The sequence below is a fragment of the Sinobacterium norvegicum genome, from assembly GCF_923077115.1.
Classification (GTDB): Bacteria; Pseudomonadota; Gammaproteobacteria; order Pseudomonadales; family Sinobacteriaceae; genus Sinobacterium; species Sinobacterium norvegicum.
On record NZ_CAKLPX010000001.1, the window covers coordinates 571517 to 596773 of the forward strand.

General features: G+C 49.1%; 23 protein-coding genes. 5 read left to right on the forward strand and 18 right to left on the reverse strand.

The genetic code is table 11. The features are described 5' to 3' along the window. Window positions 1-41: 41 nt before the first annotated feature. The 4 genes from adk to cysM all read right to left on the reverse strand — a co-directional run bounded on the left by adk (window position 42) and on the right by cysM (window position 4928). Window positions 42-686 carry an adenylate kinase gene (gene adk / locus L9P87_RS02460; protein ID WP_237443087.1) on the reverse strand — a complete coding sequence of 215 codons (645 nt, stop codon included), beginning with the start codon at window positions 684-686 and terminating at the stop codon, window positions 42-44. 206 nt (window positions 687-892) lie between these two features. After that, the gene (gene mazG, locus L9P87_RS02465; protein ID WP_237443089.1) at window positions 893-1711 is read right to left on the reverse strand and encodes a nucleoside triphosphate pyrophosphohydrolase; all 819 of its coding nucleotides are present in this window, start codon (window positions 1709-1711) and stop codon (window positions 893-895) included. Window positions 1712-1715: 4 nt separating this feature from the next. Next, a complete protein-coding gene (gene relA / locus L9P87_RS02470; protein ID WP_237443093.1) occupies window positions 1716-3965 on the reverse strand; it encodes a GTP diphosphokinase in 2250 nt (749 codons plus the stop codon). A gap of 72 nt (window positions 3966-4037) precedes the next feature. Then, window positions 4038-4928 (reverse strand): cysteine synthase CysM, encoded by an 891-nt coding sequence (gene cysM / locus L9P87_RS02475; RefSeq protein WP_237443094.1) that lies wholly within the window; start codon window positions 4926-4928, stop codon window positions 4038-4040. A 171-nt stretch (window positions 4929-5099) separates the two neighbouring features. On the opposite strand from cysM, the gene L9P87_RS02480 reads away from it, so the two are divergent. Continuing rightward, window positions 5100-7904 (forward strand): ATP-binding protein, encoded by a 2805-nt coding sequence (locus L9P87_RS02480; RefSeq protein ID WP_237443095.1) that lies wholly within the window; start codon window positions 5100-5102, stop codon window positions 7902-7904. On the opposite strand, the gene acpS is transcribed toward L9P87_RS02480, so the two are convergent. The 12 genes from acpS to rpoE form a co-directional block, all read right to left on the reverse strand. Then, window positions 7901-8278 (reverse strand): holo-ACP synthase, encoded by a 378-nt coding sequence (gene acpS, locus L9P87_RS02485; RefSeq protein WP_237443096.1) that lies wholly within the window; start codon window positions 8276-8278, stop codon window positions 7901-7903. The genes L9P87_RS02480 and acpS overlap by 4 nt on opposite strands. Before the next feature lie 5 nt (window positions 8279-8283). Beyond that, window positions 8284-9003, reverse strand: coding sequence for a DNA repair protein RecO (gene recO / locus L9P87_RS02490; RefSeq protein ID WP_237443097.1), 720 nt, complete (start codon window positions 9001-9003; stop codon window positions 8284-8286). A gap of 18 nt (window positions 9004-9021) precedes the next feature. Beyond that, a complete protein-coding gene (gene era, locus L9P87_RS02495; RefSeq protein ID WP_237443098.1) occupies window positions 9022-9933 on the reverse strand; it encodes a GTPase Era in 912 nt (303 codons plus the stop codon). Continuing rightward, window positions 9930-10610, reverse strand: a complete 681-nt coding sequence (gene rnc, locus L9P87_RS02500; RefSeq protein WP_290368476.1) for a ribonuclease III — start codon at window positions 10608-10610, stop codon at window positions 9930-9932. Before rnc ends, era begins: the two co-directional genes overlap by 4 nt. Before the next feature lie 18 nt (window positions 10611-10628). Further along, window positions 10629-10991, reverse strand: a complete 363-nt coding sequence (locus L9P87_RS02505) for a DUF4845 domain-containing protein (protein WP_237443099.1) — start codon at window positions 10989-10991, stop codon at window positions 10629-10631. 70 nt (window positions 10992-11061) lie between these two features. Beyond that, entirely contained in the window at window positions 11062-11943 is an 882-nt protein-coding gene (lepB, locus tag L9P87_RS02510; protein ID WP_237443100.1) for a signal peptidase I, read from the reverse strand. A gap of 17 nt (window positions 11944-11960) precedes the next feature. After that, on the reverse strand, window positions 11961-13763 hold the full coding sequence (gene lepA / locus L9P87_RS02515) for a translation elongation factor 4 (RefSeq protein WP_237443101.1): 1803 nt from the start codon (window positions 13761-13763) through the stop codon (window positions 11961-11963). Window positions 13764-13921: 158 nt separating this feature from the next. Then, window positions 13922-15310, reverse strand: coding sequence for a Do family serine endopeptidase (locus L9P87_RS02520; RefSeq protein WP_237443102.1), 1389 nt, complete (start codon window positions 15308-15310; stop codon window positions 13922-13924). Between the two features lie 29 nt (window positions 15311-15339). Beyond that, window positions 15340-15804 (reverse strand): SoxR reducing system RseC family protein, encoded by a 465-nt coding sequence (locus tag L9P87_RS02525; RefSeq protein ID WP_237443104.1) that lies wholly within the window; start codon window positions 15802-15804, stop codon window positions 15340-15342. Window positions 15805-15806: 2 nt separating this feature from the next. Continuing rightward, window positions 15807-16862, reverse strand: a complete 1056-nt coding sequence (locus L9P87_RS02530; protein ID WP_237443105.1) for a MucB/RseB C-terminal domain-containing protein — start codon at window positions 16860-16862, stop codon at window positions 15807-15809. Then, window positions 16855-17505, reverse strand: a complete 651-nt coding sequence (locus L9P87_RS02535) for a sigma-E factor negative regulatory protein (protein ID WP_237443106.1) — start codon at window positions 17503-17505, stop codon at window positions 16855-16857. The genes L9P87_RS02530 and L9P87_RS02535 overlap by 8 nt, the downstream gene beginning before the upstream one ends. Window positions 17506-17576: 71 nt before the next feature. Then, the gene (rpoE, locus tag L9P87_RS02540) at window positions 17577-18164 is read right to left on the reverse strand and encodes an RNA polymerase sigma factor RpoE (protein ID WP_237443107.1); all 588 of its coding nucleotides are present in this window, start codon (window positions 18162-18164) and stop codon (window positions 17577-17579) included. 277 nt (window positions 18165-18441) lie between these two features. Here rpoE and nadB point away from each other — a divergent pair, with 277 nt between their 5' ends. Further along, window positions 18442-20043 carry an L-aspartate oxidase gene (nadB, locus tag L9P87_RS02545; RefSeq protein WP_237443108.1) on the forward strand — a complete coding sequence of 534 codons (1602 nt, stop codon included), beginning with the start codon at window positions 18442-18444 and terminating at the stop codon, window positions 20041-20043. Window positions 20044-20060: 17 nt separating this feature from the next. Here the strand turns inward: nadB and L9P87_RS02550 are convergent, their stop codons facing one another. Together L9P87_RS02550 and L9P87_RS02555 are read right to left on the reverse strand one after the other, a co-directional pair. Beyond that, entirely contained in the window at window positions 20061-20537 is a 477-nt protein-coding gene (locus L9P87_RS02550) for a protein YgfX (protein ID WP_354001875.1), read from the reverse strand. Further along, window positions 20455-20718 (reverse strand): FAD assembly factor SdhE, encoded by a 264-nt coding sequence (locus L9P87_RS02555; protein ID WP_237443110.1) that lies wholly within the window; start codon window positions 20716-20718, stop codon window positions 20455-20457. Before L9P87_RS02555 ends, L9P87_RS02550 begins: the two co-directional genes overlap by 83 nt. Window positions 20719-20877: 159 nt before the next feature. Here L9P87_RS02555 and ygfZ point away from each other — a divergent pair, with 159 nt between their 5' ends. From ygfZ to L9P87_RS02570, 3 genes are all read left to right on the forward strand, one after another. After that, window positions 20878-21888 (forward strand): CAF17-like 4Fe-4S cluster assembly/insertion protein YgfZ, encoded by a 1011-nt coding sequence (ygfZ, locus tag L9P87_RS02560; RefSeq protein ID WP_237443111.1) that lies wholly within the window; start codon window positions 20878-20880, stop codon window positions 21886-21888. Window positions 21889-21938: 50 nt separating this feature from the next. Continuing rightward, window positions 21939-23714: an ABC transporter transmembrane domain-containing protein gene (locus L9P87_RS02565; protein ID WP_237443112.1), complete on the forward strand. Its 1776-nt coding sequence runs from the start codon at window positions 21939-21941 to the stop codon at window positions 23712-23714. A 308-nt stretch (window positions 23715-24022) separates the two neighbouring features. Further along, window positions 24023-25237, forward strand: a complete 1215-nt coding sequence (locus L9P87_RS02570) for an OmpP1/FadL family transporter (RefSeq protein ID WP_237443113.1) — start codon at window positions 24023-24025, stop codon at window positions 25235-25237. The last annotated feature ends 20 nt before the right edge of the window (window positions 25238-25257 follow it).

Below are 25257 nucleotides of genomic sequence, written 5' to 3' on the forward strand. Positions count from 1 at the left end.
GGGCCAATTGGCCCTTTTTTCAATGATAGTTACAATATTGCTTAAGCCAGTGCGGCAAACATTTTATCGCGTATATCATCAACACTGCCTACACCGGCAATATGGCTATAAACTGCCGCCTTATCACCCGTCTGGCCTTGATAAAAAGCAACCAAAGGCTTGGTTTGATCATGATAGATGGCCAAGCGGTTACGCACAGTCTCTTCGCTATCGTCTTCACGCTGAATCAAATCTTCGCCGGTCTCATCATCCTTGCCTGCCACTTTGGGAGGGTTATACACGGTATGATACACACGACCCGATTCGGCATGAACACGACGACCACCTAAGCGGGCAACAATTTCTTCATCGGCAACATCAATCTCAACAACATGATCAATATCAACACCGGCTTCGACCATCGCTTCAGCCTGTGGAATGGTGCGCGGAAAACCGTCAAACAAGAAACCCTTAACACAATCATCCTGTGAGATACGGTCTTTGACCAGATCGATAATAATTTCGTCGGTAACCAAGCCGCCACTTTCCATGACCGACTTTACCTTTAGACCAAGCGGGCTCTCGGCTTTGATAGCAGCACGCAACATGTCACCGGTTGAAATTTGCGGAATGCCAAACTTCTCAACCAAATATTGTGCTTGCGTACCTTTACCGGCACCAGGGGCACCTAATAAAATAATTCTCATATTTGTCTCTCTTTAATAAGCAAGGTATTGGTAGTGGCAATACCACAGTCGCTGCTATGACGACATGCGCTTGGAATAGTCACTGCCAATAACTTCTTTTTTTGTTCAAAGGCTTTATTTGCGGCTACCACAGCAGCATCGCAAGGCAGCACACCTTACACATGTTGACGCCTAAGAGCAAGATTGACACCTACGCCATTCCCTGACTATGCGTCGCCAGCCAAGCGTTTTTTCACCTCGTCCCAAAGCCTATCTAACTGTTCAAGCTCAAGCTCGTCTAGCTGCTGTTGTCGTTCACTGGCAAGGGCTTCTACTGCATTAAAACGCCGCGTAAACTTGTCGTTGGCTCGACGCAGGGCTGTTTCAGGATTAATGTCCAACTTTCGCGACAGATTGGTCACTGCAAACAACAGATCACCGATCTCATCCTCGATAGCGTCGGTATTTTTGTGGCTTACCGCCTCAATAACCTCGGCTGTTTCCTCTTCAATCTTGGCGATTACATCCAGCGGTTCAGCCCAATCGAAACCCACAGTGGCCGTGCGTTTTTGCAACTTTACCGCCCGACTCATCGCCGGTAATGCCTGCGGGATATCATCCAATAAACCGCCCTGCAACTTACTCTTGCGCTCCTGCTGCTTAATCCGCTCCCAGTTTGCCCTAATCTGTTGATCACTTAAGTTATCATCACTGGCATGGCTCTGCAGCGTACCATCTGGAAAGACATGAGGGTGGCGGCGCAACAATTTACCGACAATACCGCTGACCACTAAACCGAAGTCAAATAATTGCTGCTCTTTGCCCAACTGTGCGTAGAAAACCACTTGAAATAGCAGGTCGCCAAGCTCCTCGGACAAATGCTCAAAATCCTGCTGTTCAATTGTATCGACCAGCTCATACACCTCCTCCAGCGTATGCGGCACGATACTGGCGAAGTCCTGTTTTAAATCCCAGGGGCAACCATCCTCAGGGTTGCGCAGCCGTGCCATCAACAACAGCAAGTCATCCATTGTGTATGGTGTCACTTTCTCATCCCTCACCCTTACGCAACGCACTAATAACATTAGGTAGAGAGTTGATCTTGTTGAGTAACTGACTTAAGACTACCAGCCCTTCAACCTCTAAGCTCAAATCCATAGAAGCAGTATTGCTTCCTTTATCAGATTGCGTGTTGATGGATGTGACATACACTTTTTCATTCGCTAACAACATGGTGATGTCGCGCAGCAAACCGTACCGGTCATAGGCCTCAATGTGGATACCAGCGGTAAAGCTATTGTTAGTTTCCTCGCCCCAATCCACTTCTATTATGCGCTCAGGATCACTGCGTTGATGCCCCAGCAACTTGGAGCAGTCTTGACGATGAATAGAAACACCCCGTCCCATGGTGATATAACCTGCAATCTCATCTCCGGGTACCGGGCTACAGCAGCCAGCCATTTGGGTCAGTAAATTACCGACACCACGCACTTGAACACCCGTAGTTCCATCCTGCTTTGCCTTATATTGGGCAGCACGGTTGAGGTTAAGGTTCAGTGTTTCCTGCTTCTTGTCCTCATCCTCTACCATCCGCTGTGCAGCATTTAAAACCTGGTTATGACTGAGGTCACCGGCGCCAACCGCAGCATACATATCCTCTACCGAGTTATAATTTACCTTCGACGCTACCTCTTTAAAATCTACACTGGTCAGTGCCAAACGTTTGAACTCTTTCTCAAGCAAAGACCTGCCAGACTCAATGTTCTGGTCTTTGTCCTGCACCTTAAACCAATGCAATACCTTAGAGCGGGTGCGCGAAGAATTAAGGTACGACAGGCCAGGACGCAGCCAATCACGAGAAGGCTTGGCTTCTTTAGCCGTTAAGATTTCAACTTGCTCACCGGTTTTCAGCTTATAAGTCAGCGGCACAATACGGCCATCGACCTTGGCTCCACGGCAACGATGCCCTACCTCAGTATGCACTTGATAGGCAAAATCCAGCGGTGTACAGCCCTGCGATAAATCAACCACATGGCCATCTGGAGTAAAGACATAGACTCGGTCCTGAACGGCATCAGTAGTCAATTGCTGCGCTATATCACTATTGCCATCCATCTCCTCATGCCAATCGAGTACTTGCCGCAACCAGGCAATACGCTCTTCATAGCCACCGCTCTGCGAGTTTTCGTCGGTGCCCTTGTAACGCCAGTGAGCACAAACGCCTAGCTCTGCATCATCGTGCATTTGCTGGGTGCGAATCTGCACCTCTACGACTTTTCCCTGCGGCCCTATCACTGCCGTATGTAAGGATTGGTAACCATTTTCCTTAGGGTTGGCGATGTAATCGTCAAACTCATTGGGAATAATCCGCCACATTGTGTGAATAATACCGAGGGCGGTATAACAGTCGGCCACTTTCGGCACTAAAATACGAACGGCTCGAATATCATAGACCTGTGAAAAACCAATATTCTTGCGGTGCATCTTTCGCCAAATACTATAAATGTGCTTTGCACGGCCCTGCACATCGGCGTCGATACCGGCCTCCAACATTTTACCCTTGAGTGTGGCAATAATATCGGTGATAAACTCCTGCCTATCCAACCGCCGCTCATCAAGCAATGAGGCGATGCGCATATAAGCATCATCATGCAAGTAACGGAAAGCCAGATCTTCGAGTTCCCATTTGATATGGCCAATACCTAAACGGTGAGCTAGTGGTGCATAGATCTCAGAGACTTCTCTGGCCACTTTCTTACGGTAAGCTTCCGGTTGGTTTTTGGCGGCACGAATGGCGCAGGTTCGCTCTGCGAGCTTGATCAACGCCACGCGCACATCATCGACCATTGACACCAACATACGGCGAACATTATCAACCTGACTAGCACTTTGCCCCAACACAGACGCATCTTTACCCGAGGTAACCACCTCGCTGATGGCTACCATCTGCTGTACACCGATGATGAGGCCGCTGACAGCCTTGCCAAAAATGGCCTCTACTGTCGATATCTTTAATTTTTTCTCTCGCACCGCACGGTATAGTACTGCCGCCACCAGAGTCTCATGGTCGAGATGCAATTCACTGAGTATCTCAGCCATTTCCAAGCCAACCTCGTAGCTGTTTGTCCAGCCCGGGTAGTGATCCTTGGTGCGTTGGGACGCAGAATTAGCGATATCACAGGCTTCTGTCAGCTGCTCACGGTTGAGATTGCTGGGGTGCCTGGGTAATCGATCAATCCATTCATCGATTTTGACCCGTCCCTCATCATCGATGGGGTATGCCTTACGAACTTGAACCATTATTATTCCCTAATATACGACGTCGCATTGCTGTCTTGATGTGAATCTTAGACAGCAATACTTATACCAAGTTTATTGGTCAAAAACACCCGTGCTTAAGTATCGGTCACCACGGTCACAAATTATGGCAACTATGACGGCATTTTCGACTTGCCTGCTGAGCGCCAAGGCGCCGGCTACAGCCCCGCCGCTCGACACGCCACAGAAAATCCCCTCTTCTGTGGCCAACCTCTTCATTGTCAGCTCAGCACTCTGCTGATCAATATCTATAATCCGATCGACTCGACTGCGATCAAAAATCTTTGGCAGATATGCCTCTGGCCACCGACGAATCCCGGGAATAGCTGCACCATCTTGGGGCTGAAGCCCGACGATTTCGATGTCTGAATTTTGCTCTTTTAAATAGCGCGAGGTGCCCATGATGGTACCCGTTGTCCCCATAGAGCTAACAAAATGGCTGATATTGCCAGCCGTTTGCTGCCAAATTTCAGGACCAGTACCGGTGTAATGAGCCATTGGGTTGTCGTCATTACCAAACTGATCCAATACCACGCCCTGCCCCAAACGTTGCATCTCTGCCGCCAAATCTCTTGCCCCCTCCATGCCCTGCTGTTGAGTCACTTCAATCAGCTCTGCACCATAGGCTGTCATCGCCAGCTTCCGTTCGGCACTCATATGCGTAGGCATGATTAAGACCATTTTATAGCCCTTAATAGCGGCCGCCATAGCCAATGCTATGCCTGTATTGCCGCTGGTTGCCTCTATCAGAGTGTCGCCGGGCTTGATATCGCCTCGAGCCTCAGCCCGAGTAATCATCGACATCGCCGGCCGGTCTTTGACCGAGCCTGCCGGATTATTACCCTCGAGCTTGACTAATATAGTATTACTCGTCTCTCCTGCCAAGCGTTGCAGCCGCACCAGCGGAGTGTTGCCAACATAAGCCTCTATAGTTGGGTAATTCATTGTTATCTATTGCCTTTATGGGGGTTTTTGACACGACAAATATCGATATGACTGGTAATAGTGATCAAACGACGGCTATTATACCTGACATCAAAAATTCTTGGCGAATATAGCCTAAGATGATAACGAATAACATCGTTAAGCTAATAATTAATATAAAGAGTTGGGTTTATGGCTAATTGGAGTTTGCGCAAGAGAATTATTTTACTTGCCCTCACCCCCTCCGCGTTAATCACCTTACTACTGGGTAGCTATCAGGTGCTTAATCGCATCGAAGAACGCAACCTCTTACTTGATCAACGTGCCTATGCCAGCACCATCCAAATTGCCGCTGTCAGCAAGACCCTGCTAGCGCTCGACGATAACATACTGCTCAAGGAGCTGTTGCGCAACGCACTCGAAGAACCCGGTGTCAGAGCCATTCGCCTGTATGACCAACAGCGACGACTGATTAATCGTAGCGGACCAAAAATGATCGCCGTCAACGTTGCCGACCAACAGCGGCTGGGCGACGGCATTCAAAGCTACTCATCTGAGCTTACCCGGCGATACTCTCGGCCAATATTAACTCGAGATTTGATTATTGATAGTGCTGACAAGGCGGAGCCCATTGGCTGGGTCGAAATAGAGTACGATCTTCACAGCCTGACATTACAAACCTACCGCAACGTCATAATCAGCGTGTTACTGATCATTGCCAGCCTCACCGCCTGCTTAGTTATTGCCATAAAAGTCGCCAATAGATTCAAATCTGCCACCGATCAGATTGGCGAGGCCATTGACAACATCATCGACGGGGATTATGAGACCTTACTTACCGTCCATGGCAATGACGAACTCAGCCAGATCAGTAACCGACTCAACCTTCTCAGCGACACCTTATTACAGCTCAATATTGAAACAGAATACAATATCGAGCAAACCACCGGCGACCTTCGTCAGACGCTGGAGACGATTGAGGTTCAGAATATTGAACTGGACATTGCCCGACGCGAGGCGCTGGAAGCCAGCCGCATCAAATCTGAATTCCTCGCCAATACCAGTCATGAAATAAGAACACCACTGAACGGTATTATTGGCTTTAGCAATTTGTTACTCAAAGACATTACCGATGGTCGCCACCGAGACCAGTTGGAGACCATACGACTCTCGGCCGAGGGCTTACTGGCCATTATTAATGACATTCTTGACCTCTCTAAAATTGAGGCCGGTAAGCTGGTACTCGACAATGCATCGATTAACATTCGTGAGATTATCGAAGACTCACTCACCATGTTGGCACCCTCGGCCCACGATAAGAATTTAGAACTTATTTTGTTGAGCTACAGTGATATACCAGCCTGCGTCATTGGCGACCCGCTGCGCATCAAACAAATTACGACCAACCTGCTAAGCAATGCGATTAAATTCAGTGAGCAGGGCAATATTATTGTGCGCATTAAGCTCAAAGAAATCCATGACGGCCAAGCACTGCTTGTTATCAGCGTTACCGACTCCGGTATTGGCCTCTCTGAGCATCAACAACTCAATATATTTAACGCCTTTACCCAGGCGGACGCCTCTACATCAAGAGACTACGGCGGCACAGGGCTGGGACTGGTCATTTGTAAGCGCTTGGTCGAACAAATGGGTGGCGAGATCGGCCTGGACAGCGAGCCCGACAAAGGCGCCACTTTCTGGTACACCTTGCGGGCAAAACTGCCCAACAAGGTTGCCTCACTGCCCCCGATGGATGCTTTGGTCGAAAAGAATATCGGCCTGTATTCATGCAACAGTGCAGTCAGCTTAGCACTACGACACCAATTAGAGGGCTGGCAGGCACATGTCTATTGCTTTAACAGCAGTGAAGAGCTCATTCACAATGACAATAATATCGATTTATCGGCAACGATTATTATCCCCGATGAGGATGAGCTTGATGAACAAACCCTGACTACCATGCTGGCCAATGTTAATCAGCGGTATAACTGCCGCTCCGTGGTGCTGCTACCAACCGCCATTGGCTCTCATTACGAGTCCTTATTTGGCCAGGACCAATGTATTGCGTTAAGCCGTCCAGCGCCACATGCAAAGCTTTATCAGGCACTGGACACCATCAGTAATGACTACGACCTCATCGCAGCAGAGTTCCAACAACTCAGTGAAGATGGCGTAAAATTCAGCGTGCTGGCTGTCGATGACAATGACTCCAACCTTAAATTATTGCTCGTGTTGTTAGAAGATCTTGGCATGCATGTCACCCTGGCCCATGACGGCCAGCAGGCACTGGACCTCTGCGACCAACAGCGTTTCGATATAATCCTAATGGATATTCAAATGCCTGTGGTAGACGGAGTACAAGCAACTCGAGCGATTCGCATCGGCAACAGCCCAAACCGGACAACCCCGGTGATCGCCGTAACTGCCCATGCCCAGGCTGAAGAAAAGCGCAATCTCATGCAGGCTGGCTTTAATGATCATCTCAGCAAACCCATCGATATCGCCATCCTGGAAAAAACGCTGCACACTTGGACCAATAGCTCACAGTTTATTGAGCATGAGAGAAAATCAACAGCGCCTGTCAGCCCTCAGATACCAACCGCAAACGCTAAACCTGTCGATATTCAGCTGTGCCTTCAACGAGCCAACCAAATACCCAGCCTTGCCGTCGACATGCTGTCTGGTATTCTCAGCCGCTTGGATGAAGATGTCGACCACATTAGTCAAAACGCGGACAGCCAGCAGCTACAGACAATGATAGAAGCCGTACACAAGCTACATGGTGCCAGCTGCTACACCGGCACCCCCGCTCTTCAAAGTGCTTTATATGAACTCGAAACAGAGTTAAAGAGTCACTGTCAAGACGGCTTAACCAGCAGAGCCGGCGAATTATTAGGAACGCTGAAAACCGCAGCCAAGGCATTAAAACAATGGCACCAACAGTGTGATTTAGAGGTTATTTTTGAAGATGTACAGCGCGGCCAAAAAGCCAATTAGGCGCTGAGAACAACAAAAGCCAGGGCATACTCCTGCTCATCTGAAATCGAAACATGACAGTGATTTGCTCCCAACTCCGCCATGCGTTCAGCGGCAAAACCGTTAAGCTTGGCTACCGGTGCCCCGAGATCATTATTCAATATCTCGATATGCTGGAAACTAAGCCCCCTACCAATGCCGGTTCCCAAAGCCTTAGCCATCGCCTCCTTGGCTGCAAAGCGACGACACAGATAGGCCGCACCATCACCACTTTGATGATAACGCTGTAATTCTGTCGCGGTTAAAATACGTTGAGCAAAACCCAACCCGCGACGCTGTAAGATATCACGGACCCGCGAGACCTTTGCTAAATCAGTACCAATGGCCACGACCATCTAAATTACCCCGGACCCGATTGTGCAGTGAATAATGCTCTCGATTTAAGCGGTTCGCTGCCTAAGTGTGGCGACAGCAATAATCGCGTCAACTGCTTCGTCGTTGAAGCAATGGCGGGATTGTTAACGCCAAAATCGCCGGCTGAAATCGCCAAAATATGCTGACCAGAGAAGGTTTGTTGTTGCTCAGCCGCGACAGGGATAAAGCCACGGCCAATATCCAAGCGATAGAATGATTCAATCGCAATAGGCTGGGCGGATATATCTTGCTCAAAATCAATACCGTAGCCCAGACAAAAAAGCAGCTTGAATTCGAACCGCCTGAGAATAAATTCTAAGCTGCCCTCACCTTCCAGCAGATGCAGTGCCTGCTCATAAGCCTCAAATATCTCAATAACGACCTCGCCAACAGGCAGCGTTCGCATGAGTATTTCATTGAGGTAAAAGGCACTGAACAGTCGCGTGCCTTTGAGGCTATAACGCTTACCTGCAGCCTCAACCGAGGTCACTGTTTTTAAATCACTTTTACCCCGCCAGCTAAGCTGCAACAAGGTTAACGGCTGCAAAATGGCTCGGGTTGAGTTTTTCTTACTGTTGCGTAGATTTTTAACCACCGCCCGCTGACGGCCATTATCATGGCTGATAAAATCGGCGATAACACTGTGATCCTGAAACGGATAGGTGTGCAAGATATAGCAGCGGTCAAATTCTACTTGGTTCATCATCGTACTGTCGAACAGTACTTAAACGTCATCATAACCTAGGCTGCGAAGAGCGCGATCATCATCACTCCAGCCACCCTTGACCTTGACCCACGTCTTCAACATCACCTTGGCATCGAACATCCGCTCCATTTCTTTACGCGCTTCTTGCCCGATGAGTTTTAAACGCTTGCCACCCTTACCTATAACAATCGACTTTTGACTGTCTCGCTCGACAAGTATCAGCGCATTGATAGAAATAAGCTCACCATCATCCTCAAAACTTTCAATCTCAACCGTCATCTCATAGGGCAGCTCATCACCGAGTTGTCGCATGATTTTCTCTCGAACCAATTCAGCTGCCAAAAAGCGAGAGCTGCGGTCAGTCACTTGATCTTCAGGGTAAAAATGCTCCCCCTCAGGCAGCAGCTTACCAATTTCTTCCTCTAGATTTGATAGGTTATGCCCATCGAGCGCCGACACAGGCACTATCGCCTTGAAATCCATTTTAGCCGTTAGTTTCTGTAAAAAAGGCAATAATTTCTGCTTATCTTCTATCTGATCGACCTTATTAACCGCTAAAATAACCGGGCAGCGAGCCACCATCAACTGCTCTAATACCAATTGATCCTCATCGGTCCATTGGAGTTTTTCGACCACGAAGACAATGACATCAACCTCTTTAATACTGCTGCTGGCCGCGCGATTCATATAACGATTGATCGCTTTCTTCTGCTCCTTATGCAGCCCCGGGGTATCGACATACATCGCCTGTATCAAGCCTTCAGTCTTAATACCCAAAACCCGGTGACGAGTGGTCTGAGGCTTGCGTGAGGTGATGCTGATTTTCTGGCCAAGAATATGATTCAAAATCGTCGATTTTCCGACGTTAGGTCGCCCGATAAGAGCGACATAGCCGCTGCGTTCTACCATGCTGGATTTATTCTGACTCATTTTAATTCCCCTAGTATCTCCAGCGCCAGTTGCGCCGCCTGTTGCTCTGCTTGACGACGGCTGCTGCCGACACCGATGGTTGGCTGCTTTAACAGTTTATGCTGACAGCAGATGGAGAACGTCTGTTCATGGGCTTCACCAGTGACATCCTTCATCTGGTAAACCGGCAGGGCATGCTTGCGAGACTGCAATAGCTCCTGCAGCAGTGTCTTGGCATCTTTACCGCTACGCTCCAGTGACGTTTGCTGCAAACGCTCAGCATACCAGCGCAGTACATGCTCTTTACAGGTAGCCATGTCACTGTCGAGATAAATAGCACCAATCAAGGCCTCGACGGAATCGGCGAGGATAGACTCACGGCGAAAACCGCCACTTTTGAGTTCACCAGAGCCAAGGTTGAGGCAGTCACCGATATCAAATTCACGGGCAATTTTAGCCAGCGTCTCACCTTTGACCAAACTCGAACGCAGACGGCTTAACTGACCTTCCTTAGCCTCAGGGAAACGGAGAAAAAGTGCCTCCGCAATAAATACACCCAGTAACGAATCGCCGAGAAATTCCAAACGTTCATTATTGGTATTACCACAGGAGCGGTGCGTTAACGCCAACTCCATTAAACTCTTGTCTTCAAATTGATGGCCTAAACGGCGCTCTAACTGACTTTTAATTAAGTCCACTGTTACCTGCTTGCATTGCTATTTTGGGGTGTCGTAGATCAAATCATCAAACGTTAACACCACGTCTATATTGTACATAAACGGCACCCTAACCTCGTAGTTAGAGTTAACCCTATAACCACCATCGATGGCTTCAAAGGTTATCTTTTTGGTATCAATAGATTTGACCAAACTGATACTAAAGCTCTTTCTGATGGCATCGCGTATATCGTTCTTTGACTTACCTTTTGACTCCGATACAACTTTCTCAACAATCGATTTAGCCGTCATACTCTCGACGTACTTAGGTGCCAATTTCACCGCAGCAGTGGCGAAAAAAGCTGCCACTAACAACACCAAAATCATTACCGACATCGACATACCCTGTTGACGCTTTAACATTACCAAGTTCCCCATACACTATTGTTGTTATCAGCACCCATATACAGACGCTATCTTGTTGTATTGTATATTAGTCTATAAAACCAACACGTGAAAAAGTTGGCAATTTTAGGCCCGGCTCTTTATGCATCCAAATAGCAAATGCCCTGCCAACGATATTCTCCTCTGGCACCTGTCCCCAGCATCGACTATCACTGCTATTATCGCGGTTATCACCCATCATGAAGAAATGACCAGCTTTAACGGTAATCTCGAAATCAGGTTTTAGCCCCGCGACACAGCCCTGGTTTTGTAGTCGACTAAAATCTGAAGAGCGGCGCAGGTTTACACGCGAGGTGTGCTCAATGCCGTTAAGGTTCTCTTTCAAATCAGCAAACGCAGGCCGCCCAACCGGCAACTGTGCGATCAACTGCTGTTCGACAGCCTCACCGTTGACGAACAGCTGCTTTCCTTTATAAGCAATTTGGTCACCGGGTATGCCGACAACTCGTTTGATGAAATAGCGCGGGTCATGGGGAGGGAAAAACACCATGACCTCACCCCGTTGCGGCTCATCATTTTCCCACACCTTGGTTCTTATCACCGGTAGACGCAGACCATAGGAGAATTTATTCACCAGAATAAAGTCGCCTATTTGCAGTGTCGGCTCCATTGAGCCCGAGGGGATTTGAAACGGCTCAACAATAAACGAGCGCAGTACCAACACCAACGCTAATACCGGTGTTAATGACTTACTGTATTCAACGGCAACAGGGTCTTTCCCTATCGAATCAAAAGCCTGATCATAGTTGCGCTGATCCGCACTGCCCTGCTCCTGGTAATCCGGATACTGCTGGGTCAATGATTCAATACGCTGCCGGCGCTGACGCGCAAAAAATAGCGCATCAACGAGCCAGATAAAGGCACCAGCAAAAACCAGCACCACCATAATTAGTGGAAAATTAATGTCCATGATGTCCCTGTATTATTTTAACTATCGACTTTCAAGACGGCGAGGAAGGCGCTCTGAGGAATCTCAACATTGCCAACCTGTTTCATGCGTTTTTTACCCGCTTTCTGCTTTTCAAGCAGCTTTTTCTTACGACTGATATCACCACCATAACATTTAGCAGTAACATTTTTTCTCAGCGCTTTAACAGTAGAGCGAGCACAGACTTGACCGCCAATTGTCGCCTGGATAGCGACGTCGAACATCTGACGCGGAATCAACTCCTTCATCTTCTCAACCAACAAGCGGCCACGATGCTGCGCCTGATCACGATGTATAATCAATGCTAGGGCATCGACTCTGTCGCCATTTATCAATACATCAAGTTTAACAAGCTTGGCCGGTTCAAAGCGTACAAAGTTATAATCGAGCGAGGCAAAACCGCGGCTACAAGACTTTAAACGGTCGAAGAAATCTAACACCACCTCGCTCATGGGCAGTTCATAATTAATGGACACCTGATTACCGATAAATTGCATATCTTTCTGCACGCCGCGCTTTTCAACACAGAGCGTGATGACATTACCGACAAATTCATTGGGTACGAGAATATTGGCCTCGACTATCGGTTCACGCATCTCTTCGATGACACTGGGGTCAGGCAATCTTGAGGGGTTATCAACCCGGGTTAGATTTCCCTGTTTATCAACTATCTCATAAACAACGGTCGGTGCCGTTGTGATAAGGTCGATATCATATTCACGCTCGAGTCGCTCCTGAATAATCTCCATGTGCAGCAGGCCAAGAAAGCCGCAGCGGAAACCAAAACCGAGTGCATCCGATACTTCTGGCTCGTAAAATAATGAGGCATCATTCAGCGTCAATTTACCCAGTGCATCTCGGAAATCTTCATAGTCATCAGAGCTAACAGTAAACAAACCGGCAAAAACCTTGGGCTTAACCTGCTCGAAACCCGCCAGCGACTCAACCTCATCAATGGTTTTCAGGTGTGTAATGGTATCACCTACCGGGGCCCCTAAAATGTCTTTGATGCCGGCAATAACATAGCCCACTTCACCGGCCCGTAAACAATCAACGGGAACCCGCTTAGGGGTAAAAATACCAACATCATCAACACCATGCGCCTTGCCCAACGACTTGGCAACAATCTTATCTTTTGGTTTCAGAGTACCGTTAACAACGCGTACCAACGAGACTATACCAAGATAATTATCAAACCATGAATCAATGATTAGGGCTTGCAATGGCGCATCCGCATCACCGACTGGCGGTGGTACTTCACGAACAATAGTCTCAAGTGCATCTTCGATGCCCAGGCCAGACTTTGCACTGACCTGACAAGCCTCCATGGCATCGATACCAATAATCTCTTCGATCTCAATAGCAACACGCTCAGGCTCGGCCTGGGGCAGGTCCATTTTGTTCAAGATGGGCACGACTTCCAAGCCCTGCTCGATAGCGGTATAGCAGTTGGCAACCGATTGAGCTTCGACACCTTGGGCTGCATCAACAACCAACAACGCACCCTCGCAGGCAGCAAGCGAGCGAGAGACCTCGTAGGAAAAGTCGACATGGCCTGGGGTATCGATAAAGTTTAACTGGTAAGTTTTGCCGTCTCTGGCCTTGTAATCCAAGGTGACACTCTGAGCCTTGATGGTAATGCCGCGCTCACGTTCGATATCCATCGAATCAAGAACCTGCGCCTGCATTTCCCGCTTACTTAAACCCTCGCAGTGTTGAATAAAACGATCGGACAAAGTCGATTTGCCATGGTCGATATGGGCAATAATAGAGAAGTTGCGGATATGGGTAAGATCAGTCACTCGTTCACCAAGTTAATATACATCTGTGAGCATGCCCTATGCAAAAGCACAGGCCATTCTAAAGCGCCACATATTACCTGATTGCTCTAAAATTGGCTATGAAACCTTTGGTTTGATAGCGGCAACGAGTAAATTAGCCGCCAGCTCGGCAACAGCGGCTATTTATCGATCCGAATCGCCACAAAGCCAGGTCGTCCCTGTCGAATAATCCGCACAGGAATTGAACGTTTTATCGGCAGCTTTTTAACGATTTTATTAAAGCTTTCAGCACTATCGACAGGAAAACCGTTAATGGTAGTGATGACGTCACCAAGCTGCATGTGCGAACGCGCTGCAGCACTTTCGGGCGCTATTTCGGTAATGACCACCCCGCCCTCAAATTGCCACTGCTGAGCCAATTGATCGCCAGCAGCTTCAATCGCCACGCCAAGACGGTTCAACTTGTCATGATGCCCGGCCTGCGCCTGTTTCAGCTGCTGTTTATCTAAACTACCAATGACCACCGTCAGCTGTTGCGTCTTGCCGCCACGAATCAGCTGCACTGCAGCCTGACTACCTGGCCGTGTCAGGCCGACAATATGAGGCAGATCGCCAGAGGCCTGGATCGGCTTCCCATCGAAGCTGATGACAATATCACCCTCGGCAATACCCGCCTTATCGGCGGGACCGCTGGGCTCAACAAAGGTAATCAAGGTACCTTGAGGCTTGTCCAAGCCAAACGATAAGGCCAGCGCCTTATCGACATCCTGAATACCGACGCCTAACCAGCCTCGGTCGACATCGCCATTTTCTTTCAGCTGCCTCACCACCTCCCGTGCCAAACTTGACGGGATGGCAAATGACAAACCTATTGAGCCACCGCCTCGGGTAAAAATTTGTGAGTTAATACCGACAACTTCACCCTCGAGATTAAACAGCGGCCCCCCCGAATTTCCGGGGTTAATCGCCACATCTGTCTGAATAAAGGGTACATAATTTTCATTTTTTTCATTGGGCAAGCTACGTCCAATGGCACTGACAATACCCGCAGATACTGAGTAATCAAGGCCAAATGGCGAGCCTATGGCCAGCACCCACTCACCGACTTTGATCTTATCGTCCTCTGCAAAATTAACAAAAGGCAGCCCTTTTCCGTCGACTTTTAACAGTGCCAGATCTGAACGAGGATCGGTGCCAACGACTTCGGCATCAAACTCTGTTCTGTCTGTCATCCTAACGGTTATTGTATCGGCACCTTCAACCACGTGATGGTTAGTCAACACATAACCATCCGATGAGACAAAGAAACCAGACCCCAAAGAACCACCCTCATTCTGTGGCGGCTGCCCCTGTTCGAAGAGTCGACGAAACATCTCCGGCAACTGCTCAGGAGCAATACCGTTTATCGACGGCATATTCTGCTGGGGCTTAGCAGTCACAGTCGTATTTATTTTCACCACTGCTGCGGCGTTATCCTCAACAATTTGAGTAAATTCCGGTAACGATGCTCGAACGCCAACGGAGACCACCAATAAAATAGACGTGAACATCAAACAATAAAAACGCATTCTTAGTAGCTCCAATACCGTACTGAAAATTAACGGACCTCAACGGCCTGTGTTGTGACCAGTCCAGGTCGAACCGCCACGATCTCTGGCTGAAGCCGACGACAATTGGCATCCTGATTAATCAACTTTTTGCTGACCCACAAACCGGCACAAAAACCAATGATAGCAGCGGCTATAGCACCGCCATCGCCAGCATAACCATCACCGATAGCCGCCCCCACAATCATCGTGAGCAGGGGTAGGCTATAGATTTGAAGAGACCCCTTAACAATTGCCTCACCCGGCACCATAATCTCAACAATGTCACCAACATTGGCCTGCATTTCAGGATGTTGGTCGACCTTTATATAGTGCGCATCTTTGGCGCCCAACTCTGCCAACACTTTTTGGCTACAGCCTTTTTTGGCGGCACAGGTGCCGCAGCTAGTCTGCCGCTGCGTTACCAACCATAACAAGCCGTCTTCTTTTGCAACGACCCTTGCCTCTTCGTTCATTGTTACTGCTCTTTAATCTGTTGCAACATGACTGATCGCGCGACCTTGGCCGCTGTTATCAAGGGTACCTCACCGACCACCGTGACGAGAAAACCTTGCTCACCTATAAAAACGGTTCTTGATAGCGCCACCGTGCCACCATATCTTGCCTTGCCTTCCAAATCTTGTGGCACACCATTCTGCGGTGGAATCGGCTCAACAATTAGCGAGAGTGTCGACAAGCCATCGGTAAATGTTGTCACCTCGGCCCCCGTATTGATGACCGTATCGATGCTGCGAGCTGCGAGCTTAAAACCTGCTGGCAGCCACTGAGGCTGCATCGAGACAGCTAATTCAGGTGACGCTGATTTTTCCGGCATGTGATGATGGAGGATGACTGCACTATTATCGCTGGGCGATACATCAGCAGCCGTGACCCCATTAAATACAATGGATACATACTGGAAACGCTCCAACATTTGACCGTCAGAACTGAACAACACTGTCTTCAACGGAATCTTCGTCGCCTTGTCCAGATAAAACTGATAGCCATGGCGATATGCATCACGTGGCTCCAGTGTAATCTTAACCACTTCGCGGTTAGCCACTCTGTCGGATCCACTGTACATCACCCGATAAAAGTCTTCGATATCAAAATCAGAAAAATCTCTATTACTGAAAAACTTCGCGGCATCTGAGCTGCGCTCAACGGCAACCAACTGCTGCCCGGGATGAACACAGCTGATATCGTGCCCTTGGCGGACATATTCACGGTAACTCCCCGTTAAAAATATCAACCGTTCATGCTCTACCTCATCAACAACACGGTGAGCAATACGAATCGCCTCAAGCTCACCGTTACGCTCGAAGGTAAACTCACCACTATAATCTAGCTGACGAACAGCTTCTGCCATCTCAGCCAGCATCGTACGAGCTGGCACATCCGCCTGCTCAGCCTGGGTATTGACCGAGAAAAGCGACAGGGTAAGGAAAGCTAAAAAAACGGCTTTAATGCCGCCATTACGAAACGAAAAAGCGGCATTGAAGCCGCTATTATCTTCGCTTGAGCAACTACTCATGCTGGTCAACCATGCGTGCAAACTGCATCATTCCTTGACCCGAATTAAGCGCCGAGTGCTCAGCGTGACTATTCATATACCAATACAGTCTCTGCCTGGCTACCGCATCGGCTGCCGCAGAGCTACTTCTAACCGATGTATTGATGTAGGCCTGTGGCGAAACCTGTCCCGCCGAGGCCTTAAGACCACCACCAAACACCGGGGTTGTGGTCGACTGCGAGGCTAGGTATTGCGTACTTTGCGTCACTGGCTGCGACAGCGCTACCGCATCGATCTCGGGTGATTGCTGCTGATTGACCATATACGTCGTCGTCAGCACTGCCGCCATGACAGAGGCGGCAACGGCAAACTTAGCCGCGGGCAGACGCCAAGATGCCTTGCCTGTCGACTCTGCCTGATATTCATCAGCAACAGCTGAACCAACCCTATCCGCGAAGCTTAAGTCCAACATGGCGACATCAACACCCTCCCCCTTAATAGCAGAGCGCGTTAATTGCTGCATCGCCCACTGTTGGCGCACGGCATTATCGTCTGTGGCAGATTTTAACAATTGTCGCAGCTCAAATTCACTGGCCTCGCCATCGAGAGCCGTCGATAATAGCTCTGCCTTTTGATTGCTTTGTGTTTGCGCTTTATTGCTCATTTAACACCTCAACTTTACAGCCGAATCGTACATTTCTTATCACTAATTCTGTCATTGTTGTTGCTCTAGCATCAGCCAAATATTCTGCCACCGTAGACCGGGGCCACAGCCTTGTCGATAGACTCACGAGCACGAAATATTCGCGACCGCACAGTGCCCACAGGGCAGTTCAAAATGGCAGCAATTTCGTCATAACTCAAACCATCAAACTCACGTAACGTTAAAGCCGCTCGTAACTCCTCTGGCAGCGATTTGATCGCACTGTTTACTGCACCCTGAAGCTGCTCAGTAAAGATGACATTCTCAGGGGTTTGCTGGTCCTTCAACGCCTCATCATATACAACGGCGTCACTATCAAGCTCCAAGTCGCTGGCCGGCGGCCTTCTACCTTGAGACACCAAATAATTCTTCGCAGTATTGATAGCAATGCGATAAATCCACGTGTAGAAAGCACTGTCACCTCGAAATTTGGGTAGCGCCTTATAGGCTTTAATGAACGCTTCTTGAGCCACATCTTGGCACTCCGCATGATCACGAATATAGCGGCCAATAACCGACAACACCTTGGTCTGATACTTGATCACCAATAAGTCAAATGCTGCTTTATCGCCTTTCTGCACCCGCGATACTAATTGACGGTCTTCATCGTTACCGCTCACCGCCGCGTCACCCGCGACGAACTCTTACTGTTAATAATCTCATCTCCGGCCACGAACTCTGTCACTTATAGAGTACAGTCGAGGCTATAAGTTCAATCTTTCGATTGATTTAATCTGACATCTTGAAAAACACAGCCAGCTTGATATAAATCTGATAAATCACCGACATACTCTACAGTGACGGCGAGGTTGTATATACTAGCGGCATTAACAGACTAATACAGCCCTTGGACTCGGCTAATTTAAGCCGCCGCCACACGACAAGTATCACAGCACGATGAATAGTAGTAACTACCAGCCAGACATTTTAATCATAGGCAGCGGTGCCGCAGGACTGACTTGCGCCCTCCAATTAGCTGAGCATTTCAAGGTCACCGTGATCTGCAAAGGCGAACTTAACCAAGGCAGCACCTACTACGCCCAAGGTGGTATTGCCGCCGTTATCGATGACGCCGACAGCATTGATCAGCATGTTAGTGACACACTGACAGCCGGCGCAGGCATCTGCAGCAAACAGGCCGTTGAATTCACGGTACGCAATAGCCGAGAAGCGATCGAGCAATTAGTACAGCGCAATGTTAGCTTTACCCGCCGCGACGACAAAAAACGTGAGGGGATAGCAGACTATCATCTCACCCAAGAAGGCGGACACAGCCATCGTCGCATCATACACAGCGCCGATGCCACCGGCCGAGAGGTCTCTGTAACACTGACTGAAGATGCCCTTCGCCACCCCAATATTACTCTGCAAACCAACCGTGTCGCGGTCGACCTCATCGTAGACGACAACACCATACCGAAACGGTGCACGGGTGCCTACGTACTCAACCGCTCGACCAGCAGCGTCGAACTCTATCAATCAAAGTTCACCATCCTGGCCACCGGCGGAGCCAGTAAAGTCTATCTTTATACATCAAACCCCGACGGCGCCAGCGGCGACGGCATAGCCATGGCTTGGCGTGCTGGCTGCCGCGTAGGCAACATGGAGTTCAATCAATTCCATCCCACATGCCTCTACCACCCCCAGGCAAAATCATTCTTGATTACCGAGGCCTTACGAGGCGAAGGGGCAGTATTAAAGCTGGCAAATGGCGAGCGGTTCATGTCTCGTTACCACCCGAAAGCTGAACTCGCTCCTCGCGATGTCGTCGCGCGCGCCATTGACCACGAAATGAAACGCCTGGGCGAAGACTGCGTATACTTAGATATCAGCCACAAGAGCAGAGAATTTTTACAACAGCACTTCCCCACTATCATGGAGAGATGTTTAGAACTCGGTATAGATATAAGCCAACAGCCGATACCTGTTGTACCAGCAGCCCACTACACCTGCGGTGGCGTCATGGTGAACAACAGTGGCCAAACTGACATCCCAAGCCTTTATGCCATCGGCGAAACAACCTTTACCGGTCTGCATGGCGCCAACCGACTTGCCAGCAACTCCCTGCTGGAGTGCCTGGTCTATGGTGGCTCCACTGCAGGCGATATTATCGCCAATTTCGATAGTACGCCCGCCCCTACTAACGCCCCCGCCTGGGACGAGTCTCAGGTAACCAACTCAGACGAAGATGTTGTTATTTCACACAACTGGGATGAGCTGAGAAGATTCATGTGGGATTATGTTGGGATTGTAAGAACCGATAAGAGGCTGAAGCGAGCCCTCAATCGTGCAGAGTTGTTACAGTACGAAATTGACGAGTATTACAGCAACTATAAAGTCTCTAACGATTTACTTGAGTTACGCAATCTTGCCCAAGTGGCACAGCTGATTATTCGCTCTGCCATGCTAAGAAAAGAAAGCCGCGGCCTTCATTATACACTGGACTACCCCGAGACATTAGCGCATAGCCAAGACACCATTCTACGGCCAAACAACTGATCTTTTAACAGGCCGGGCTATACAGCACCAAACTGTAAAGCCAGCTTTAAATCATGAAAGTCTGTAGCCGACATCATGTCTGCCGCCAAAAATAGATACCCGACCCGAGACCGATAACGGTATTTTAAGGTGACGACACGCGGGGATAGTAATTTAACCGACGGGATATCGACAGTACAACCCTCAGACTCAAGAAACCATCCCGCCTCAGAAACGCCGATACAATGGAGCGCTCGCCCCTCGAACCGGCATTGCCGAGAATAGTTAATACGAGCAGTAACAAGTAAACCCAATACCATGATTAACCGAACAAAGGCAGGTAACGGCAGACAAGATATCGCCACCACCGCCAGCATCAATACGCAGAGGTAAAACGCCAGCACCGAGGGGGACCGCTTTAAATAAAAATGCTTATGACTTAACGAGGCTGCGGTTATAGTCGAGAATGATTTGGACAATTTTGGCAATATCCTCTTGCTGAGGAATTTCCGCACTCAAAAACCAGCGGAACATATCCTGGTCTTCACAGGTTAGCAGTTTCACATAAAGCTGCTGCTCTTCGTCATTGAGCGTCAACAGCTGATGCTGATAAAATGGGGCCAACACAAGATCCAGCTCCAGCATACCGCGGCGACTGTGCCAACCTACTCTTTTATACTCTTTATCGTCTAACATCGCATCTCAACTCGGGTTTGATCATGGCTTGATAATTCGCGGTATTATACACAAAAACAGTGATAAATAAGCATTGAAGCTGACACTCCGGCGATTTGCCATTATCATTGACCCACAAAAGTATATAACTCCTATTGATTCGTAATCTCGAGATTTCAGATGGCCGACATTTCCAACCTACTCTCCTCAATTGGCGCCACACTAGATTCGCACGATAACGTCGACTTCAATGCCGGCACGCACACCAGTGAATATATGACACTGATCAACCACCGCGGCCTGTTAAGTATTTGTGGAGTAGATAGCAAGAAATTCCTCCAGGGCCAACTGACCTGCGACATCGATCTTCTGACTGACCAACAGGCCATTACCGGCGCCAGCTGCAGCCCAAAAGGCAGGGTAATTGGCAATTTCACCCTCAGCCAATGGGACGATCAACAGCTGTGTTTCAGCGGCCACCGCGGGTCAATGTCGGCGCTTCACAATCATCTCAACAAATACATTGTGTTCTCTAAGGCCGATCTGAATCTCATTGACAACTATGTCTGCCTCGGCATTAAAACCGATAATATTACAGCGGCCACCGGCCTATTATTTGATCAGGTGCCAGTAAATAATTTGACCCAGAGCCATCACAATGACCGTAAATTATTGCTAATCGATGCTGCACAGGGTTTGTTCGAAGTTTGGCTGCCACGTGATCAGCTAGCAACCAGCTGGCAGCAACTGAGCAGTACATTATCCCCGACAAACAGCAGCGACTGGGATCGCGACATCATCGCCAGCGGCTTTGCCAACACGGATCAAAACACCTCAGATCTATTCATCCCTCAGCACCTGAATATGCAATTAAATGGGGGCATCAGTTTTACCAAGGGCTGCTACACCGGGCAAGAAGTCGTTGCCCGAATGCAATATCGGGGCAAACTAAAACGCCACATGTATCGCGTCACCGCCACGACCCTGCCGCCATCCGGGTCCCCTCTGTATGATGGCCAAGGCGAACAGAGTATTGGCAATATGGTTCAAACAGCACATGACGGTGAAAAAATGGTTGGCCTGGCCGTGCTGGCAGACAAAAGCGTTGCAGCAAACAGCGTCTTTTGTGATCAGGCTGGAGAGCTGCCACTGACGGAACTCTCTCTACCGTATAGCATTACTGCAGAATAACCAGAGACGGCAACACTAATGCCGCCACAGCACACAACCTTAGGATGACGATGAAAGCCGACACAAAACAGCAGACCACTCTCAACGTGGTCAAGTCGATCAGTCGCTACCTACTGCCTTACAAGAAAACCATGCTTGCCGCCGGTATTGCCCTGATTGTTACCGCCGGCATCACATTATCAATAGGCCAGGGCTTACAACAGCTTATCGACCTTGGGTTTGCCACCGGTTCACGGCAACAACTCAGCCAGTCAATCGTATTTATCATGATCTTAATCGGCCTGATGACCATTGGCACCTTTGTGCGCTTTTACCTGGTTTCCTGGCTCGGCGAACGTGTTAGCACCGATATCAGAAAAGACGTGTTTGACCATGTCATTACCCTGCATCCCAGTTACTTCGAGACCAACCGCAGCGGCGAAATCATGTCGCGACTGACCACCGACACCACACTACTGCAATCCATTATTGGCTCATCTCTGTCAATGGCCCTGCGCAGCGCCCTGATGTTGGTTGGCGCACTTATATTACTGATTGCTACTAACTGGCAGCTGACGCTGATTGTGTTTCTCGCAGCACCGCTGGTACTTCTACCGATTATCGTTATTGGTAAGCGAGTTCGCAAACTGTCGCGACTATCGCAGGATACCGTAGCCGATGTAGGCACCCGGGCTGGCGAAGCCATCGAACACATCAAGACGGTACAGAGTTATAGCCAGGAACAGTACGAACAGGCCAACTTCGCCAGCGATGCTGAACACGCATTTGATGTCGCCAAAAAGCGAATTCGTCAACGCGCAATTCTCGTATCTGTTGTTATCAGCTTGGTCTTTTCCGCCATTGCCACCATGCTATGGATTGGTGGTAATGACGTACTTGAGGGGCGAATGACTGGCGGCGAGCTCGGCGCCTTTATTTTCTACGCCCTAATGATGGCCATGTCGATGGCCACTATCTCCGAGGTCTATGGGGAAGTACTGCGAGCTGTCGGCGCGGCGGAAAGACTGTTGGAATTACTGGCGGTAGAAAATGAAATCACCGCCGCAGAATCAGGCAACAGCCCAGTCATCAACAATGCCCAGATAGTACTGAACAATGTCACCTTCCACTACCCCTCAAGACCCGACACCGCTGCCCTTAACAATATAGACCTGACAATCACAGCCGGCCAAAGCCTGGCACTTGTGGGCGCCTCAGGGGCGGGCAAATCAACCATATTTGAACTGCTGCAACGCTTTTATGATCCACAACACGGCACCATTACCCTCGATGGCAAAGATATAAGGAGCTTTCAGCCGCAATCACTGAGGCAACACATGGGGCTGGTCGCACAACAACCCGCCCTGTTCAGCCATGACGTCTTCTACAATATCCGCTACGGCAAACCGGAGGCAACAGAGGCGGAGGTTATCGCCGCCGCCAAGGCCGCCTATGCCGATGAATTTATCAGTAAACTACCCGAGGGATACAACAGCTACCTAGGCGAGCGTGGTGTCAGATTATCAGGCGGTCAGCGTCAGCGCATTGCCATTGCTCGAGCCATTTTGAACGACCCTAAGATACTCCTGCTCGACGAAGCCACCAGCGCCCTCGACGCAGAGAGTGAGCTGAAAGTGCAGCAGGCACTGGAACAACTGATGCGTAACCGCACCACCGTCATCATCGCACACCGTCTTTCTACGATTATCCATGCCGATAAAATAGCGGTGATTGACCAGGGAGAAATCGTCGCCATAGGCAGTCACCAACAGCTTTTAGACACATCGGAACACTATCAAAAGCTGGTTGCCATACAGTTCAATAAAACCGCAGAAACACTGGACTAAGCAGTCTAAACTAACGGCCCTGCACCACCTTTCGGGTATATAGGTAACACTTTTTGTGTCGCTTCCACACCTAACTTTACAGGGTGTAAGTTATTTCGTTAATTTCTAATGTTGTCGTTGATTACTTCTCGCCTACCACCTTATGATGCCTGCAATTGCATTATACGTGTAAGTCAGTAGATCTATCCGTATAACCAACGTTTGGTTATATAATATTTGCGACATTTACCAATGCAGCTAGCTTAGCCAAGAGTCCAAAGAGATTAGGCCAGTAAACAACTAAAGATATTCAGTTAAGGGTGTACTCCATGTTAAAACTTCGTCAACTTCCTCTAGCACTTGCGATCGCTGCGGCGACATCACAGGTTAACGCTGCTGGCTTTGCCATTAATGAACACAGCGCAGCAGGCCTAGGCCGCGCCAATGCCGGTGAAGCCGCCATTGCCGATGACGCTAGCACCATCTCTCACAACCCTGCCGGCTTAACACGCATCAAAACCAACACCGTTACCGGTGCTCTTGCCTATGTTGACCCCACCGTCAAAATCGATGGCCCAACAGACTCATTGTCCAGCTCTAGCTCTGCTCCGTCTGCGGTTGTCCCTGCCGGCTATTTCGCCGCGCCGATCAATGACAAGTTGGTACTTGGCTTGGGTATGTATTCAGACTTCGGCTTTAAAACTGACTATGATAAAGATTTTGGCGCCCTGGCCTCTGCCGATGTTTCTGACATCGTCGCCTACTACCTCACCGGTAGCATGGGCTATAAAGTCACCGATCAGTTAAGTCTTGGTTTAGGCATCAGTGTCGTTCACGCAACGGCAGAATTAAGCTCAGCATTGCCTGGTGGTGAAGTAAACCTAATGCAACTCGAAGGTGATGACACCACTTATGGCTGGAACGTTGGCGCACTTTATGAATTCAATGAAGCGACTCGTGTTGGTTTGAGTTATAAGTCTGAGGTCAAGCTTAGCTTTGATGGTGATATTAAATCAGACTTCATCCCTGCCTGGAACGCCGGCGGCAGCGCTGATCTCGATTTACCGGCAATGCTAGAATTGGCTGGTTATCATGACATTAACGATCAGTTTGCTGTCCACGCCAGCATCCAGCGCACTTACTGGAGCAGCTTCGAAGAGCTGGCCATTAAGGTTGATAATAACGGCGGCACACAAGTCCCTGTTGTTATTGAAGACTACCAAGATGTTATGCGCTATTCAGTAGGTGCAACTTACACGCTTAACCCAGAGTGGACCTTGCGTGCCGGTATTGCCTACGACGAAACCCCTAGCACTGACGAGCACCGTACTCTTCGCCTACCGGATAGCAGCCGCGTACTCTACAGCGTTGGTGCAACCTGGAACGTCAGCGATAAGATGAATATCGATGCCGGTTATCAGTATGTCGATGGTGAAACCAGTTCTATTGAAGAACCAACATCACCAATTGCACCTAACGACACCACTTTTTCTGCAACCAACTCAGCTCACATCCTTTCTGTCGGTGGTAGCTACAAGTTCTAAGACGAACTTATACTGCCCCA